The sequence below is a fragment of the Streptomyces vietnamensis genome (assembly GCF_000830005.1).
GTDB classification, from domain to species: domain Bacteria; phylum Actinomycetota; class Actinomycetes; order Streptomycetales; family Streptomycetaceae; genus Streptomyces; species Streptomyces vietnamensis.
The window spans coordinates 5,972,718-5,988,385 of sequence record NZ_CP010407.1 but is presented as its reverse complement, the minus strand read 5'-3'; the positions used below and the strand labels follow the sequence as shown (position 1 = coordinate 5,988,385).

Here is a 15,668-nt window from a genome sequence, read left to right as displayed (position 1 = left end):
GATGAGCGTACCTTGCGACTCCCGAACTGCTGAGCGCCCCGCTGCCGCCGCGCGCGGATGGCTCAGCGGCGCTCGGGCTTGGCCGAGCGCGACATCAGCTCCTTGAGCGCGACGACCGGCGGCTTGCCGTCGTGGACGATCGAGACGACGGTCTCGGTGATGGGCATGTCGACGCCGTGGCGGCGGGCCAGATCGAGCACGGACTCGCAGGACTTGACGCCCTCCGCGGTCTGCTTGGTGGCCGCGATGGTCTCCTGGAGGGTCATCCCGCGGCCGAGGTTGGTGCCGAAGGTGTTGTTCCGGGAGAGCGGCGAGGAGCAGGTGGCGACCAGGTCGCCGAGGCCCGCGAGGCCGGAGAAGGTGAGCGGGTCGGCGCCCATGGCGAGGCCGAGCCGGGTGGTCTCGGCGAGGCCGCGGGTGATGAGCGTGGCCTTGGAGTTGTCGCCGAGGCCCATGCCGTTGGCGATGCCGACGGCGAGGCCGATGACGTTCTTCACGGCGCCGCCGAGCTCGCAGCCCACCACGTCGGTGTTGGTGTACGGGCGGAAGTACGGGGTCATGCAGGCGGTCTGGAGGCGCTGGGCGACCGTCTCGTCGGAGCAGGCGACGACCGCGGCGGCGGGCTGCCGGGCGGCGATCTCCTTGGCCAGGTTGGGGCCGGTGAGGACGGCCACGCGGTCGGCGGGCACGTCGGCGACCTCGGTGACGACCTCGCTCATCCGCTTGGCGGTGCCGAGTTCGACGCCCTTCATGAGGGAGACGAGCACGGTGTCCGGGGCGAGCACCGGCTTCCAGGCGGCGAGGTTGCCGCGCAGGGTCTGGGAGGGGACGACGAGGACGGTGAAGTCGGCGTCCGCGGCGGCCTCGGCGGGGTCCGCGGTGGCCGTGATCCCCCGCGGGAGTTCGACGCCCGGCAGGTAGTCGGGGTTGGTCCGGGTGGCGTTGATCTCCTTGGCGAGCTCGGCGCGGCGGCCCCAGAGGCTCACCTCGCAGCCCGCGTCGGCGAGCACCATCGCGAAGGCGGTGCCCCAGGATCCGTTGCCGAAGACGGCTGCCCTGGTCACTTGGTGCCCTCCTCGGCGGCCCTGCGCCGCTGCTCCAGGCGGGCCTTGCGGTGGTCGTACGGCTCGTCGGGCGCCTTCTCGCCGCGGACCTCCTCCAGGAGGGCGGTGATGGCGGCCATGATGACCTCGGTGGCCTCGCGGAGCACCTCGGGCGTGGGCTCCAGGCCGTCGAAGCGGGAGAGGTCGACGGGCGGTCCCGCCTGCACGATCAGCGTCTTGCGGGGGAACAGCCGGAGCTTGTTCTCCTTGGCGTACGGCGGCATCGCGAGGTTGGCGCCCCACTGGGCCACCGGGATGACGGGGACCTTGGTCATCAGCGCGACGCGGGCGGCGCCGGTCTTGCCGGCCATGGGCCACATCTCGGGGTCGCGGGTGAGGGTGCCCTCGGGGTAGAAGGCGACGCACTCGCCGCGCTCGATGGCGTCGACGGCGGCGCGGAAGGCGTCGAGCGCGTTGGTCGTCTCGCGGTAGACGGGGATCTGCCCGGTGTTCCTGAGCATGGTGGCGACGAAGCCGCCCTTGAAGAGGCCGGCCTTGGCGAGGAAGCGCGGGACGCGGCCGGTGTTGTACTGGTAGTGCGCGTAGGACAGCGGGTCCAGGTAGGAGTTGTGGTTGACCGCGGTGATGAAACCGCCGTCGGCCGGAATGTGCTCCATGCCGCGCCAGTCCCGCTTGAACAGAACCACCAGGGGGGGTTTGGCGATGACCGCCGCGAGGCGGTACCAGAAGCCGATTCTGCGGCGGGGCACTCGGACACCTTTCTCCGGGGACTGGCTGGCAGGGGGTCAAGTGTCGCCCCATGCTCCTGGTCTGTCGAGTGACACCGTACGCCCCGGCCCCTCCGGTGGACCGCGTGGGCGGGACAGAATGGCCCCGATGAAGACGCTGCCCCCGATGCGCCCCGGCGCCGACGACGGCTGGTCCCTGGTCGTCCCCCTGAAGCCCCTTGCCCTGGCCAAGAGCAGGCTCGCCGCGGCGACGGGGGCGCGGCTGCGCCCCCGGCTCGCCCTTGCGTTCGCCGAGGACACCGTGGGTGCGGTGCTTAACTGTGCGCGCGTGCGGGATGTGGCGGTCGTCACGGACGATCCCGTGGCCGGCGCGGCGCTCGCGGCCCTGGGTGCGCGGATCGTGCCGGACTCCCCGGCGGCGGGGCTCAACGCGGCGCTCGCGCACGGGGCCCGTGCCGTACGGGCGGGGCGGCCGCACGCGCGCGTGGCGGCGCTCAACGCGGACCTCCCGGCGCTGCGGCCGGCGGAGCTGACCCGGGTCCTGGACGCGGCCGGTAATTTTCCGAGGGCTTTTCTCGCGGATGCCGCCGAAATAGGTACGACATTCCTCTCGGCGGGTCCGGGGGTGGAATTGGAACCGGCATTCGGGGGCGCGTCGAGGCTGCGGCATTTGTCTTCGGGGGCGGTGGAAATCCTGCTCGCCAGGGTGGATTCCGTACGCCGGGACGTGGACACCGGCGAGGACCTGGCGGCGGCCCTGGCGCTCGGGCTCGGTCCGCGGACGGCCGCCCGGTGGCTGACGGCGGCCGGATAGGCTGCGGTCCATGCAGGCGACCGCGTTCACGTACGACCCCGAGACCCGCAGCGGCAGTGTGCTGCTCGACGACGGCACCCCCGTGGAGTTCGGGGCGGAGGCCTTCGACGCGGGCGGGCTCCGGCTGCTGCGTCCGGGGCAGCGGGTGCGGATCGAGGCCGAGCCGGGCACGTCGGGCGCGGGGCTCCGGATCACCCTGGTGACGCTGCAGACGTTCTGAGCCGCAAGACCGTTCCGAGCTGCAAGACGTCCTGAGACGCGAGAGGTCCTGAGAGGCGAGAGGTCCTGAGAGGCGAGAGGTCCTGAGACCCGGGACGTCCTGAGACCCGGGACGTCCCGAGACGCGCCGCGGGCCGGGCTCCCCGAGGGGAAGCCCGGCCCGGCGGGTCGGTACCGCGCGTCCTACTTCTTGGCGGCGGTCTTCTTGGCGGTGGTCTTGCGCGCCGTCGTCTTCTTGGCGGGCGCCTTCTTCGCCGTGGCCTTCTTGGCCGGAGCGGTCTTCTTGGCGACCGTCTTCTTCGCGGCGGCGGCCGGGGTGGCCTTCTTGGCGGCGGCGGTGGTCTTCTTCGCCGCGGCCGTCGTGGCCTTCTTCGCCGGGGCCGCCTTCTTCGCGGCCGCCGTGGTGGCCTTCTTGGCGGCGGCGGTGGTCTTCTTCGCCGCGGCCGTCGTGGCCTTCTTCACCGGGGCCGCCTTCTTCGCGGCGGCCTTCTTGGCGGTGGTGGCCTTCTTCGCGGCGGCCTTCTTCACGGTCGCGGAGGCGCCACCGGTGAGGCTGCCCTTGGGGGCCTTCTTGACGGAGACCTCGCCGCCCTTGGGGAGCTTCTTCGAGCCGCTGACCAGGTCCTTGAAGCCCTGACCTGCACGGAAGCGCGGGACGGAGGTCTTCTTGACCCGGACCCGCTCACCCGTCTGCGGGTTGCGGGCGTAGCGGGCCGGCCGGTCGACCTTCTCGAACGAGCCGAAACCGGTGACCGAGACCCGGTCACCGGCCACCACGGCACGCACGATGGCGTCGAGCACGTGGTCGACGGCTTCGGCGGCCTGCTGACGACCGCCCATCTTGTCGGCAATCGCTTCTACGAGCTGCGCCTTGTTCACGTCTTCCCCTTCGGAGACATTGCCAGAACGAAAGTGTTCAAGCTTTTTCGCACGTTAGGCATGTATATACCGCAAATCAAACACGAAACGGTCTAATCACCCTAGTGCCGCAACGTGGAAGTCCCGTTGCGGAGTTCCTGGTGTCAGTCGTCCTCTGGGAATCGGCCCTCGTCGAGGTCCTTCATCAACCGGTCGAGACGCGTGGCCGCGTCCTTGAGATCGTGCTTCGCCGCTGCCGTGACGACCAGCAGCTTCCGGGACAGCGCCATCCTTACGCCCTCCGGGACTTGCAGTGAGCGCACCCTTGTGTGCGCTTCCTTCAATCGGGCTGCGACTGCCTCGTAGAGCTCGAGTTGGCTGTCGCGTTCCATGCACCGATTGTGCCATCTAGGGCGAGTTGTCGCCCGACAGGGTCTCAACAAGCGACTGCGCCCCCCACCGGGCGGTGGGGGGCGCAGTCGTGGAAAAGCGCTGCTCAGACCGTAATTGTACGGGGCTTGAAGGCCGGTCGAGCCGCCTCGTAAGCGGCGATGTCCGCTTCGTTCTGAAGGGTGAGGCTGATGTCGTCGAGTCCGTTCAGCAGACGCCAGCGGGCGTTCTCGTCGAGCTCGAAGTCGGCGTCGATCCCGGCGGCCAGGACCTTGCGGGCCTCCAGGTCGACGGTGATCTCGGCGGTCGGGTCGGCCTCGGTCAGCTCCCAGAGGGCGTCCACCGTCTCCTGCGGGAGGACGACGGTCAGCAGGCCGTTCTTCAGCGAGTTGCCGCGGAAGATGTCGGCGAAGCGGGAGGAGATGACCGCCTGGAAGCCGTAGTTCTGGAGCGCCCAGACGGCGTGCTCGCGGGAGGAGCCGGTGCCGAAGTCGGGGCCGGCGACCAGGACCGTGGCGCCCTGCCGCTCGGGGCGGTTGAGGACGAACTCGGAGTCCTTGCGCCAGGCCTCGAAGAGGCCGTCCTCGAAGCCGTCGCGGGTGACCTTCTTCAGCCAGTGCGCCGGGATGATCTGGTCGGTGTCGACGTTGCTGCGGCGCAGCGGGACGGCCCGGCCGGTGTGCGTGGTGAAAGCTTCCATGGTTCCTCAGACCCCCGCGGTGGTGGCGACGTCGGACAGATCGGCCGGGGAGGCCAGGTGGCCCAGGACTGCGGTGGCGGCGGCGACCTGGGGGGAGACCAGGTGCGTCCGGCCGCCCTTGCCCTGCCGGCCCTCGAAGTTGCGGTTGGAGGTGGACGCGGAGCGCTCACCGGGGGCCAGTTGGTCGGGGTTCATGCCCAGGCACATGGAGCAGCCCGCGTGCCGCCATTCGGCGCCGGCCTCCTTGAAGACCTTGTCCAGGCCCTCCTCGACGGCCTGCAGGGCGACCCGGACCGAGCCGGGGACGACCAGCATGCGGACGCCGTCGGCGACCTTGCGGCCCTCCAGGAGGGAGGCGGCGTTGCGCAGGTCCTCGATGCGGCCGTTGGTGCAGGAGCCTACGAAGACGGTGTCGACCTTGATGTCGCGCAGCGGCTGCCCGGCGGTCAACCCCATGTACTCCAGGGCCTTTTCGGCGGCCAGGCGCTCCGAAGCGTCTTCGTACGAAGCGGGGTCGGGGACGTTCGCCGAAAGCGGCGCGCCCTGGCCCGGGTTGGTGCCCCAGGTGACGAACGGCGCCAGCGTGGCGGCGTCGATGACGACCTCGGCGTCGAAGACGGCGTCCTCGTCGGACTTCAGGGTCTTCCAGTACGCGACGGCGGCGTCCCAGTCCTCGCCCTCGGGGGCGTGGGCGCGGCCCTTCAGATAGGCGAAGGTGGTCTCGTCGGGGGCGATCATGCCCGCGCGGGCGCCGGCCTCGATCGACATGTTGCAGATGGTCATCCGGGCCTCCATCGAGAGCTTCTCGATGGCGGAGCCGCGGTACTCCAGGATGTAGCCCTGGCCGCCGCCGGTGCCGATCTTCGCGATGATCGCCAGGATCAGGTCCTTGGCGGTGACGTCCTCGGGCAGCTCGCCGTCGACCGTGATCGCCATGGTCTTCGGGCGGGCCAGCGGCAGCGTCTGGGTGGCGAGCACGTGCTCGACCTGGCTGGTGCCGATGCCGAAGGCCAGCGCGCCGAAGGCGCCGTGCGTGGAGGTGTGCGAGTCGCCGCAGACCACGGTGGTGCCGGGCTGGGTCAGACCCAGCTGCGGGCCCACGACGTGGACGACGCCCTGCTCGACGTCGCCCAGCGGATGCAGCCGGACGCCGAACTCGGCACAGTTCTTGCGGAGGGTCTCCAGCTGGGCGCGGGAGACCGGGTCGGCGATCGGCTTGTCGATGTCGAGGGTCGGGGTGTTGTGGTCCTCGGTGGCGATGGTGAGGTCGAGGCGCCGCACCTGCCGGCCGTTCTGCCGGAGACCGTCGAAGGCCTGCGGGCTGGTCACCTCGTGCAGCAGGTGCAGATCGATGAAGAGGAGGTCGGGCTCGCCCTCGGCGCGCCGGACGACGTGGTCGTCCCAGACCTTCTCCGCGAGTGTCCTACCCATCGCTTTCCCTCCGGCCGACGTCTACGCCGGCACAACTAGAGACCCGTTTCGCGGGCCGTTGTGCGGCCGCAACACCAGGGTCACAGGTTCCGAGAAAAATTGAACTTGCGTTTCACAGAGTGAGACGCGAATATCGTTGCATGGACAACTCTAGCGGCGTAGGCGTTCTCGACAAGGCAGCCCTTGTCCTGAGCGCCCTGGAGTCCGGTCCGGCCACCCTCGCAGGACTGGTCGCGGCGACGGGACTCGCACGACCCACGGCCCACCGACTGGCCGTGGCACTGGAACACCACCGGATGGTGGCCCGCGACATGCAGGGCCGGTTCATCCTCGGGCCGCGCCTGGCGGAGCTCGCCGCCGCGGCCGGCGAGGACCGCCTGCTCGCGACCGCGGGCCCGGTTCTGACGCATCTGCGCGACGTCACCGGCGAGAGCGCCCAGCTCTACCGGCGCCAGGGCGACATGCGCATCTGCGTGGCGGCGGCCGAGCGGCTCTCGGGCCTGCGGGACACCGTCCCGGTCGGCTCGACGCTGACCATGAAGGCCGGCTCGTCCGCGCAGATCCTGATGGCCTGGGAGGAGCCCGAGCGGCTCCACCGCGGCCTCCAGGGCGCCCGCTTCACGGCGACGGCCCTGTCGGGCGTACGGCGCCGCGGCTGGGCCCAGTCGATCGGCGAGCGGGAGCCGGGCGTCGCGTCCGTCTCCGCGCCCGTACGCGGCCCCTCGAACCGCGTGGTGGCCGCCGTGTCGGTCTCGGGTCCGATCGAGCGCCTGACGCGCCACCCGGGCCGCATGCACGCCCAGGCGGTCATCGACGCCGCCGCCCGTCTCTCCGAGGCGCTCCGCCGCAACGGCTGAGCTCCTCCGTCCCTCCTGTTCGTACCGGCCCACCGCTCCAACGCCGCAGCGGTGGGCCGGAGTTGTGTGCTCGGACACCCGGTGGACGCGAACAGCGAAGAAGCCCTCCCCCGAAGGGAAGGGCTTCTTCGTCGAGTACCCCCGACCGGATTCGAACCGGCGCTACCGCCTTGAGAGGGCGGCGTGCTAGGCCGCTACACAACGGGGGCTTTGGATCACACGTTACCGTGGATCCGAGCTGGTCTACCAGGACTCGAACCTAGACTAACTGAACCAGAATCAGTCGTGCTGCCAATTACACCATAGACCAATACGTGGTTAGACCAGCGTCGTACCCCCGACCGGATTCGAACCGGCGCTACCGCCTTGAGAGGGCGGCGTGCTAGGCCGCTACACAACGGGGGCCCTAGCGATCCTGCATCGGCATCATCGGGAGCTACCCAGATGATCCCGCGGGAAGGATCTGTACCCCCGACCGGATTCGAACCGGCGCTACCGCCTTGAGAGGGCGGCGTGCTAGGCCGCTACACAACGGGGGCCCTAGCGATCCTGCATCGGCATCATCGGGAGCTACCCAGATGATCCCGCGGGAAGGATCTGTACCCCCGACCGGATTCGAACCGGCGCTACCGCCTTGAGAGGGCGGCGTGCTAGGCCGCTACACAACGGGGGCTTCGTGGATGCCAATCCACAAGTGCAGATGAGCTCTGCGAGCTGGCCTACCTGGACTCGAACCAAGACTAACTGAACCAGAATCAGTCGTGCTGCCAATTACACCATAGGCCACCGGAACTTGATCACTTCGAGAAGGGATCTTGCTCGGCTTGCGCTTCCGGGGCTTTCCGGCCTTTCGGCCCGTTCCCCTCGGCGCAGAAAGAACATTACCCGAAGGTGGACGGTGCTCCAAAACGCGTATCCGCACGCAGCAGCGCGGGCAGCTGCCGGAGGTCGGTGATCCGGGTCAGCTCGGGCCTCCCGCCGGTCCCCGCGCGGTCCAGCCAGATCCCCCGGAGGCCCGCCTCCACGGCGCCCCGGGCGTCGATGTCCGGCTGGTCCCCGACGTACGCCACCTGGTGAGGGCGCAGGTCCAGGGCGGCGCAGGCGGCGTGGAAGGCCGCCGGGGCCGGCTTGGCCACCCCGAGCTCGGCGGCGCACACCACGGCCTCGAAGCGGTCCCGTACGCCGAGGGCGCGGAGCTTGTGGTCCTGGTTGTGGATGCTGGAGTTGGACAGCACTCCGTGACGGTAGTCACGGGCAAGCAGGTCGAGGACGGGCACGGCGTCGGGGAACAGCTCCCAGGCGGCCTCGTAATGGACCACGTACCGGTCGAACCAGTCGTCGGCCTCGGCGGCGGTGAGCGCCGGCCGCCCGAGGAAGTCCCGCACGCGCCCGCGCCGCTGCTCCCGGAAGTCCCCGCCCTCGGCCTCGTACCGGCGCCAGTGCAGCTCCGTGAGCTCCTTCCAGCGCCGCAGGGCCTCCTCGACGGATCCCCACGCGTCGAGCAGCCCCTCGGCGGCGAGGTGCGCCCGCATCCCGGTCCTGTCGGCGCTCGCGTAGTCGAAGATCGTGTCGTCGATGTCCCAGAGCACCGCGCGGATGGTCATGGAGACGACGGTACCCCCGTCCCTGGCGCGGGACGGGGGTACCGGTGCGTACGGCGCGGGTCAGCCGGCGAGCTTCGCCAGGGTCGCGTCGATGCGGGCCAGGGTCTTCTCCTTGCCCAGGATCTCCAGGGACTCGAAGAGCGGCAGGCCGACCGTGCGGCCGGTGACGGCGACGCGGACCGGGGCCTGGGCCTTGCCGAGCTTGAGGCCGTGGGCCTCGCCGGCGGCCAGGACGGCGTTCTTGAGGGACTCGGGGTCGTTCCAGTCGGCGTCCACCAGCTTCTCGCGGGCGGTGGTCAGGAGGGCCGCGGGCTCGCCCTTCATGGCCTTGTCCCAGGAGGGCTGGTCGAAGACCGGCTCCTTCAGGAAGAGGAAGTCGACGTTGGCCGTGATGTCCGAGAGGACGGTCAGGCGGGTCTGGGCGTGCGGCGCGATGGCCTCCCAGGCGTCCTGGTCGAAGTCCTCCGGCGCCCAGGGGGCGTGCGGGGCCTGGAGCCAGGGCTCGCAGGCCTCGGCGAAGGCCTTCACGTTCAGCATCCGGATGTGGTCGGCGTTGATCGACTCGGCCTTCTTGAGGTCGAAGCGCGCCGGGTTGGCGTTGACGTCGGCGATGTCGAACTTCTCCACCATCTCGGGAATGGTGAAGAGGTCGCGGTCGGCCGAGAAGGACCAGCCGAGGAGCGACAGGTAGTTCAGCAGGCCCGAGGGGAGGAAGCCGCGCTCCCGGTAGAGGTTGAGGGAGGCCTGCGGGTCGCGCTTGGAGAGCTTCTTGTTGCCCTCGCCCATCACGTACGGCAGGTGGCCGAAGGAGGGGATCTCCTTGGCGACGCCGAGCTCGATCAGCGCCTTGTAGAGCGCGATCTGGCGCGGGGTGGAGGAGAGCAGGTCCTCGCCGCGCAGGACGTGGGTGATCTCCATCAGGGCGTCGTCGACCGGGTTGACGAGCGTGTACAGCGGGGCGCCGTTGGCCCGGAGGATGCCGTAGTCCGGCACGTTGTCCGGGGTGAAGGTGAGCTCGCCGCGGACCAGGTCGGTGAAGGTGATCGGCTCGTCGGGCATCTTGAAGCGGACGATGGACTCGCGGCCCTCGGCGCGGTAGCGCTCGATGCGCTCGGCGCTCAGGTTGCGGCAGGTGCCGTCGTAGCCGGACGGCTTGCCGGCCAGGCGGGCGGCGTCACGGCGGGCCTCCAGCTCCACTGCGGTGCAGAAGCAGTGGTACGCGTAGCCGCCGGCGAGCAGCTTGTCGGCGACGTCCTTGTAGATGTCCATCCGCTGGGACTGGCGGTACGGCGCGTGGGGGCCGCCGACCTCGGGGCCCTCGTCCCAGTCGAGGCCGAGCCACTTGAGGGAGTCGAGCAGCTGGTTGTACGACTCCTCGGAGTCGCGAGCGGCGTCGGTGTCCTCGATGCGGAAGACCATGGTGCCCTGGTTGTGCCGGGCGAAGGCCCAGTTGAAGAGGGCGGTGCGGACCAGGCCCACGTGGGGGTTGCCGGTCGGGGAGGGACAGAAACGGACGCGGATGTTCGCGTTAGCCACGCTTGATCACCTTGTTGGTGAGAGTGCCGATGCCTTCGATGGTGACGGCGACTTCGTCGCCGACGTTGAGGGGGCCGACCCCGGCGGGGGTGCCGGTGAGGATGACGTCGCCCGGGAGCAGCGTCATGGCCTCGGTGATGTGGACGACCAGGTCCTCGATGGAGCGGATCATGTCGCTCGTACGACCCAGCTGGCGCTGTTCGCCGTTGACCGTGGCCTGGATGGTCAGGTCGCTCGGGTCGAGGTCGGTCTCCACCCAGGGGCCCAGGGGGCAGGAGGTGTCGAAGCCCTTGGCGCGGGCCCACTGCTTCTCGCGCTGCTGGGCGTCGCGGGCGGTGACGTCGTTGGCGCAGGTGTAGCCGAAGATGACGTCCTTCACGCGCTCGCGGGGGACCTCGCGGCACATGCGGCCGATGACCACGGCCAGTTCGGCCTCGTGGTGCAGCTCGTTGGAGAAGGAGGGGTACTCGATGGCGTCGCCGGGGCCGATCACCGAGGTGGTGGGCTTGAAGAAGGCGACGGGGACGTCGGGGACCTCGTTGCCGAGTTCGGCGGCGTGCTCGGCGTAGTTGCGGCCGATGGCCACGACCTTGTTGGGGAGCACGGGCGGCAGGAGCCGTACCTTGCTGAGCGGGACCTTGGTGCCGCTGAGCTCGAAGTCGGTGTACGGGATGCCCTTGATGATGTCGAGGACGAGGCCGCCGGACTCGACGGTTCCCTCGCCCTCGACGGCGCCGAAGGCCACATTGCCGTCGATGGAGAATCTGGCGATGCGCACGAGTGCTGTCGCCCCTCACTTGGTACTGGCTGGAGTCTGACGCTCCAGGCTAACGCGGCGAGGGGCGGCCGACCGGCGATATAACCGGTGCTGATGGACCGGGCGGGCGACGGGTACTAGCGGGACGCGGTGGCGTACGGCTGGGGCTGGTACGGGGCCGGGGCCTGCATCAGGATCGTGCGGCGCGGGTTGGCCGTGTTGCCCGGGAGCTCGACCGCGTACTCCGGCTGGGCGCCCCGGGCGAGGTCTGCGGCGTCCGAGAGGTGGACGAGGGTGGAACGGCGGGGGTTGGCCGTCTTGCGGAGCGTCGTCGTCTTCATCGCGGTGATCAGACCTTGTTCCGGGAGAGGCACCCGTACGGGCGCGAAGGGGTGTAAAGCGTCAGGCTAAACATGCAATTCCCTTCGAATGCATGGCTGAGACATCGATCTGGGTGTGAGTTTGCTCACCAAGCGGGATACATTCCGGGCATTACGGACCGTTGCCGGTCGCCACGGAAAGGGACATTACGCCACTGAATGAGCTATTCCGCTCCTGATCATGTCGACTGGGACACACGGGGATGCCCGACCATTGGGCCAGATAAGTCCGAATCCTCCGTGATCATCTTCTACATGGGGTGACGTGCCGTGCACGCGTTGTCATGCCCCTCCCGTCACGACACGCGGCCCTTGTTGGAGATCCGGCACTGTGCTGGAATTCCACGCACCGCCGCGGGTTTCAAGCCGGCACGCAGGGGGCGCAACGCAGCGCCGGCCGAGTGGCGGGGAAGGGGGAACTGCGCCGGTCACCGACGACCACCTGGGGCGCTCCACGCGCCCCGATCGACGCCGACACCGTCCTCTCCGTTCACCCGGAAGGACGCCTGGTCCAGAGGTTGCGACGCTAGTGCAGGGACGTTTCAAGAGGGATGGCTCGGGGTCTCCCCAGGCCCGCCAGGGCCGAGCGGATGCTCCGGCGGAGCAGGAACCGCGTGCCGGGACCGACCGCGGTCCCTCGGCCCCGCACACCCCGAACCAGGGTCAGGGACCGACCGGCGAGAGCGGTGACGGCGGCAGGCGCGCGAGCGCCGCGGCCAAGTCCGCCGAGCCGTCCGCCGCACCCCCCAAGCTCCGGGCCGAGAACGAGGTCGGCCCGCGAATAGCCCTGCGCAACTGGCGCATCTCCACGCGCCTGGTCGCGCTCCTCACCCTCCCCGTGGTCGCGGCGACCACCCTGGGCGGCATCCGCATCAGCGACTCGCTCCAGGACATGGAGCAGCTCGACCACATGCAGCTGCTCACCAAGCTGACCCGAGAGGCGACCGGCCTCGCGCAGGCCCTCCAGGCCGAGCGCGACCTGTCCGCGGGACCGCTGGCCAACGGCCGCCCGGTCAGCGACTACCAGGTCGCCAACCCGCGCCGGAAGACGGACCGCGAGTACAAGGCCTTCCTCGACGCCACCGAGGAGATCCCGGACACCGAGACCGACGAGGCGCTGCGCAGCATCCGCCAGAACGTCAGTCAGATCGCCTCGCAGCTCGCCGAACTCCACTCCATCCGGGGCAGCGCCTACGAGAAGAACGTCTCCCACTCGGTGACGGTCGAGGCGTACAGCCGCCTCATCCGCTCGCTCCTCAGCCTGTCCCAGGACATGGCGCAGGCGACCAGCAACCCCGAGATGATCAAGCGGACCCGCGCGCTCGCCGCGTTCTCGTCCGCCAAGGAGTACGCCTCCATCCAGCAGGCGATCATCGCCGCCGCGCTCCCCGCGAGCGACCGGACCCTCGGTGACCTCCAGCAGGGTGACCGCCTCTACGGCGAGGCCGCCCTCAACAGTGAGGGCGTCGAGCTCAAGTCCTTCCAGGCGATCTACGAGTCGACCGGTGGCGACGCCGCCGAGAAGACCGAGTCGTTGAACAGCGGCGACCCGTCGATCAACGCCGCCAACAAGTACGCCGAGCGCGTGCTCAACTCCGACGACGCCATCAAGACGATGCGCCGCGGTCACCTGAACTTCACGGACGAGTACAGCACCAAGATCGTCGCCATGAACCGCATCGAGGACGGTCTCCTCGGTGACATGGAGACGATGGCCCGTGAGCTGCGGCAGGAGTCGCAGCGCGACGCCATCATCAACGGTGCGCTGATCCTCCTCGTCCTCGGCGTCTCGCTCATCGGCGCCTTCGTCGTGGCCCGGTCCATGATCCGCTCGCTGCGCCGGCTCCAGGACACCGCGACCAAGGTCGCCCAGGACCGTCTGCCCGAGCTCGTCAAGCAGCTCTCCGAGTCCGACCCGCAGGACGTCGACACCTCCGTCGAGTCCGTCGGTGTGCACTCCCGGGACGAGATCGGCCAGGTGGCCGCGGCCTTCGACGACGTGCACCGCGAGGCGGTCCGCCTCGCCGCCGAGCAGGCCCTCCTCCGGGGCAACGTCAACGCGATGTTCACCAACCTCTCGCGCCGTTCCCAGGGCCTCATCCAGCGCCAGCTCTCGCTCATCTCCGAGCTGGAGTCCCGCGAGGCCGACCCGGACCAGCTCTCCTCGCTGTTCAAACTCGACCACCTCGCGACCCGTATGCGTCGGAACGGCGAGAACCTCCTCGTCCTCGCCGGTGAGGAGCCGGGCCGTCGCTGGACCCGCCCGGTCCCGCTCGTCGACGTCCTCCGTGCCGCCGCCTCCGAGGTGGAGCAGTACGAGCGCATCGAACTGGCCGCGGTCCCGGCGACCGAGGTCGCCGGCCGCGTCGTCAACGACCTCGTGCACCTCCTCGCCGAGCTGCTCGAGAACGCCACCTCGTTCTCCTCCCCGCAGACCAAGGTCCGGGTCACCGGTCACGCGCTGCCCGACGGCCGCGTGCTCGTCGAGATCCACGACACCGGCATCGGCCTCTCCCCCGAGGACCTCGCCGCGATCAACGAGCGGCTCGCCTCGCCGCCCACCGTGGACGTCTCGGTCTCCCGCCGCATGGGTCTGTTCGTGGTCGGCCGCCTGTCCCTGCGACACGGCATCCGGATCCAGCTGCGCCCGTCCGACTCGGGCGGCACCACCGCGCTCGTCATGCTCCCCGTCGACGTCGCCCAGGGCGGCAAGAAGCCCATGCCCAAGCCGGGCCAGGGCGGTCAGGGCGCGATGCCGCAGGGTGCCTCCGCCCCCGGCGGCCGTCTCCCCGGCGGCCCCGGCGCGGCCGGCGGCCCCGGCGGCGGACGTCCGGGCGCTCCGGGCGGTGCCCCGTCCTCGGCGGCCGGCCGTCTCGGCGCCGGTGCCGGTGCCGCGCGCGGTCAGGTCGGTACGAGCGGTCCCCGGGCCGCGCTGCCCGCCCGTGACGGTGCCCCGCTCGCCGGCGGCCCGCAGGGCGCGCCGCAGTCCCGCACCCCGCAGCCACAGAACGCCCAGCTGGAGCAGACCGGCCAGCTGCCGCAGGTCCCCCAGGCCCCGCAGGCCCCCCAGCAGCCCGACGCGCTGCGTCCGGGCCCCGGCGGGGGCGGCCTCATCGGCGGCGCCGCGAGCGCCATCCCGTCCCGTACGGACGTGTGGGGCAACCAGTCCGGGCCCGCCGCGCAGCAGCAGCAGCAGCCGCAGCAGCAGCCGGGTCAGGCCCAGCAGGGCGGGTACGACTTCCCGCGCGCCGAGCTGCCCGGCGGCACCCCGCAGCCGCAGCGCCCGCAGGCCGCGAGCTGGGGCAACGACCCGCAGCAGCAGCCGGTCCGGCGCCCGCAGCAGGAGATGTCCCCGCTGGACGCCCCGCGCGGTCACGAGGAGCCGGAGTCGGCGGGCCTGTACGGTGCGCCGGCGGCTCCGCAGGGCCCCGGTTCCACGGGCCAGTTCCCGCGCCCGGACTTCGGTGCCCCCCAGCAGCCGCAGCATCAGCAGCAGGCCCCGCAGGCGTACCAGCAGGACCCGGCGTCGACGGCGCAGTTCCCGCGCCCCGACTTCGGCGCCCCGCAGCAGCCGCAGGCCCCCCAGCAGCCGCAGGCCCCGCAGCCCCAGGCGTACCAGGGCGGTCAGCAGCAGTTCGGCCAGCAGCAGCAGTTCGGCCGGCAGCCCTTCGTGCCGCAAGCGCAGCAGCAGGCCCCGCAGGCCCAGCCCCCGGCGCCGCGTCAGCGGAACGGCAACGACTTCGGTGCCCCGCGTCCGGCCGAGCCGGTCCGCCGGCAGCAGCCGCAGCAGCCCCAGCTCCAGCAGCCGCGCCGTCCGGAGGCCCTGCCGCCGGCCGGTGGCGCGGGCGACGGTCGTACCCCGCTGTACGACAACCTGGAGACCAACTGGTCGCAGCAGGAGCAGGCACCGGCGCAGCAGGCCTACCAGGCGGACCTGACGCAGACGATGCAGACCCCGGTCGTGTCGCAGCCGTCCGCTCCCGCGCCCCGTCCGGCCGGTGACCCGGCCGTCGACGGCCGCCAGAACGGCGGGGCCGCCTGGCGGACCTCGCCCAACGACGAGCTGGTGCGCCAGGCGGAGCGGGTGCGCAAGCCCGCGGCCGGCGGCGTCACCACCTCCGGCCTTCCGCGCCGTGTGCCGAAGGCCAACCTCGTACCCGGGACCGCACAGGAGCAGGCCCACACGGCCGGCCCCCAGGTCTCGCGTGCACCCGACGACGTCCGCGGCCGGCTCACGAATCTGCGCCGCGGCATTCAGCAGGGCCGCCAGGCCGGCAACTCGACCACGGGTAGCCACCACCTCGGTCCGAACCATCAGCAGGAGCGTTAG

The 15,668-nt window shown here is 70.7% G+C and carries 14 protein-coding genes and 6 tRNA genes; 4 read left to right on the top strand and 16 right to left on the bottom strand.

Annotated elements, in window-relative coordinates; all coding sequences use genetic code 11:
• Positions 1-62 precede the first annotated feature (62 nt).
• Positions 63-1,064 (bottom strand): NAD(P)H-dependent glycerol-3-phosphate dehydrogenase, encoded by a 1,002-nt coding sequence (locus SVTN_RS27000; protein WP_041131429.1) that lies wholly within the window; start codon positions 1,062-1,064, stop codon positions 63-65.
• Positions 1,061-1,813 carry a lysophospholipid acyltransferase family protein gene (locus SVTN_RS26995; RefSeq protein WP_041131428.1) on the bottom strand — a complete coding sequence of 251 codons (753 nt, stop codon included), beginning with the start codon at positions 1,811-1,813 and terminating at the stop codon, positions 1,061-1,063. The genes SVTN_RS27000 and SVTN_RS26995 overlap by 4 nt, the downstream gene beginning before the upstream one ends.
• A 127-nt stretch (positions 1,814-1,940) precedes the next feature.
• Here SVTN_RS26995 and cofC point away from each other — a divergent pair, with 127 nt between their 5' ends.
• Positions 1,941-2,606 carry a 2-phospho-L-lactate guanylyltransferase gene (gene cofC / locus SVTN_RS26990; protein WP_052499730.1) on the top strand — a complete coding sequence of 222 codons (666 nt, stop codon included), beginning with the start codon at positions 1,941-1,943 and terminating at the stop codon, positions 2,604-2,606.
• A 10-nt stretch (positions 2,607-2,616) separates the two neighbouring features.
• The gene (locus SVTN_RS26985; RefSeq protein ID WP_030206251.1) at positions 2,617-2,826 is read left to right on the top strand and encodes a hypothetical protein; all 210 of its coding nucleotides are present in this window, start codon (positions 2,617-2,619) and stop codon (positions 2,824-2,826) included.
• Positions 2,827-3,008: 182 nt separating this feature from the next.
• On the opposite strand, the gene SVTN_RS26980 is transcribed toward SVTN_RS26985, so the two are convergent.
• From SVTN_RS26980 to leuC, 4 genes are all read right to left on the bottom strand, one after another.
• Positions 3,009-3,704, bottom strand: a complete 696-nt coding sequence (locus tag SVTN_RS26980) for an HU family DNA-binding protein (RefSeq protein ID WP_041131427.1) — start codon at positions 3,702-3,704, stop codon at positions 3,009-3,011.
• Positions 3,705-3,847: 143 nt separating this feature from the next.
• Positions 3,848-4,075: an SCO5555 family protein gene (locus tag SVTN_RS26975; protein ID WP_015036430.1), complete on the bottom strand. Its 228-nt coding sequence runs from the start codon at positions 4,073-4,075 to the stop codon at positions 3,848-3,850.
• A 104-nt stretch (positions 4,076-4,179) separates the two neighbouring features.
• The gene (leuD, locus tag SVTN_RS26970; RefSeq protein ID WP_041131426.1) at positions 4,180-4,773 is read right to left on the bottom strand and encodes a 3-isopropylmalate dehydratase small subunit; all 594 of its coding nucleotides are present in this window, start codon (positions 4,771-4,773) and stop codon (positions 4,180-4,182) included.
• A 6-nt stretch (positions 4,774-4,779) separates the two neighbouring features.
• Entirely contained in the window at positions 4,780-6,204 is a 1,425-nt protein-coding gene (gene leuC / locus SVTN_RS26965) for a 3-isopropylmalate dehydratase large subunit (protein ID WP_041131425.1), read from the bottom strand.
• 140 nt (positions 6,205-6,344) lie between these two features.
• Here leuC and ndgR point away from each other — a divergent pair, with 140 nt between their 5' ends.
• Entirely contained in the window at positions 6,345-7,061 is a 717-nt protein-coding gene (gene ndgR, locus SVTN_RS26960; protein WP_005311436.1) for an IclR family transcriptional regulator NdgR, read from the top strand.
• 136 nt (positions 7,062-7,197) lie between these two features.
• On the opposite strand, the gene SVTN_RS26955 is transcribed toward ndgR, so the two are convergent.
• The 10 genes from SVTN_RS26955 to SVTN_RS26910 form a co-directional block, all read right to left on the bottom strand.
• Positions 7,198-7,270 (bottom strand) — tRNA-Glu (locus SVTN_RS26955).
• A gap of 29 nt (positions 7,271-7,299) precedes the next feature.
• Positions 7,300-7,371 (bottom strand) — tRNA-Gln (locus SVTN_RS26950).
• A gap of 22 nt (positions 7,372-7,393) precedes the next feature.
• Positions 7,394-7,466 (bottom strand) — tRNA-Glu (locus SVTN_RS26945).
• 61 nt (positions 7,467-7,527) lie between these two features.
• Positions 7,528-7,600 (bottom strand) — tRNA-Glu (locus SVTN_RS26940).
• A 61-nt stretch (positions 7,601-7,661) separates the two neighbouring features.
• A tRNA-Glu gene (locus SVTN_RS26935) sits at positions 7,662-7,734 on the bottom strand.
• Positions 7,735-7,775: 41 nt separating this feature from the next.
• Positions 7,776-7,847, bottom strand: a tRNA-Gln gene (locus tag SVTN_RS26930).
• 95 nt (positions 7,848-7,942) lie between these two features.
• Positions 7,943-8,665 (bottom strand): HAD family hydrolase, encoded by a 723-nt coding sequence (locus SVTN_RS26925; protein ID WP_041131424.1) that lies wholly within the window; start codon positions 8,663-8,665, stop codon positions 7,943-7,945.
• A 60-nt stretch (positions 8,666-8,725) separates the two neighbouring features.
• On the bottom strand, positions 8,726-10,201 hold the full coding sequence (gene gltX / locus SVTN_RS26920) for a glutamate--tRNA ligase (protein WP_041131423.1): 1,476 nt from the start codon (positions 10,199-10,201) through the stop codon (positions 8,726-8,728).
• Positions 10,194-10,979 (bottom strand): fumarylacetoacetate hydrolase family protein, encoded by a 786-nt coding sequence (locus SVTN_RS26915; RefSeq protein ID WP_041131422.1) that lies wholly within the window; start codon positions 10,977-10,979, stop codon positions 10,194-10,196. Before SVTN_RS26915 ends, gltX begins: the two co-directional genes overlap by 8 nt.
• 116 nt (positions 10,980-11,095) lie before the next feature.
• Entirely contained in the window at positions 11,096-11,299 is a 204-nt protein-coding gene (locus tag SVTN_RS26910) for a hypothetical protein (RefSeq protein WP_041131421.1), read from the bottom strand.
• A gap of 568 nt (positions 11,300-11,867) precedes the next feature.
• On the opposite strand from SVTN_RS26910, the gene SVTN_RS26905 reads away from it, so the two are divergent.
• Entirely contained in the window at positions 11,868-15,668 is a 3,801-nt protein-coding gene (locus SVTN_RS26905) for a sensor histidine kinase (RefSeq protein ID WP_041131420.1), read from the top strand.

Bases quoted from the DNA above. Each gene is read 5' to 3' on its own strand.
- ndgR (WP_005311436.1), top strand. From the start codon at position 6,345: ATGGACAACTCTAGCGGCGTAGGCGTTCTCGACAAGGCAGCCCTTGTC.
- SVTN_RS26925 (WP_041131424.1), bottom strand. From the start codon at position 8,665: ATGACCATCCGCGCGGTGCTCTGGGACATCGACGACACGATCTTCGAC.
- SVTN_RS26985 (WP_030206251.1), top strand. From the start codon at position 2,617: ATGCAGGCGACCGCGTTCACGTACGACCCCGAGACCCGCAGCGGCAGT.
- SVTN_RS26910 (WP_041131421.1), bottom strand. From the start codon at position 11,299: ATGAAGACGACGACGCTCCGCAAGACGGCCAACCCCCGCCGTTCCACC.
- SVTN_RS26975 (WP_015036430.1), bottom strand. From the start codon at position 4,075: ATGGAACGCGACAGCCAACTCGAGCTCTACGAGGCAGTCGCAGCCCGA.
- cofC (WP_052499730.1), top strand. From the start codon at position 1,941: ATGAAGACGCTGCCCCCGATGCGCCCCGGCGCCGACGACGGCTGGTCC.
- leuC (WP_041131425.1), bottom strand. From the start codon at position 6,204: ATGGGTAGGACACTCGCGGAGAAGGTCTGGGACGACCACGTCGTCCGG.
- leuD (WP_041131426.1), bottom strand. From the start codon at position 4,773: ATGGAAGCTTTCACCACGCACACCGGCCGGGCCGTCCCGCTGCGCCGC.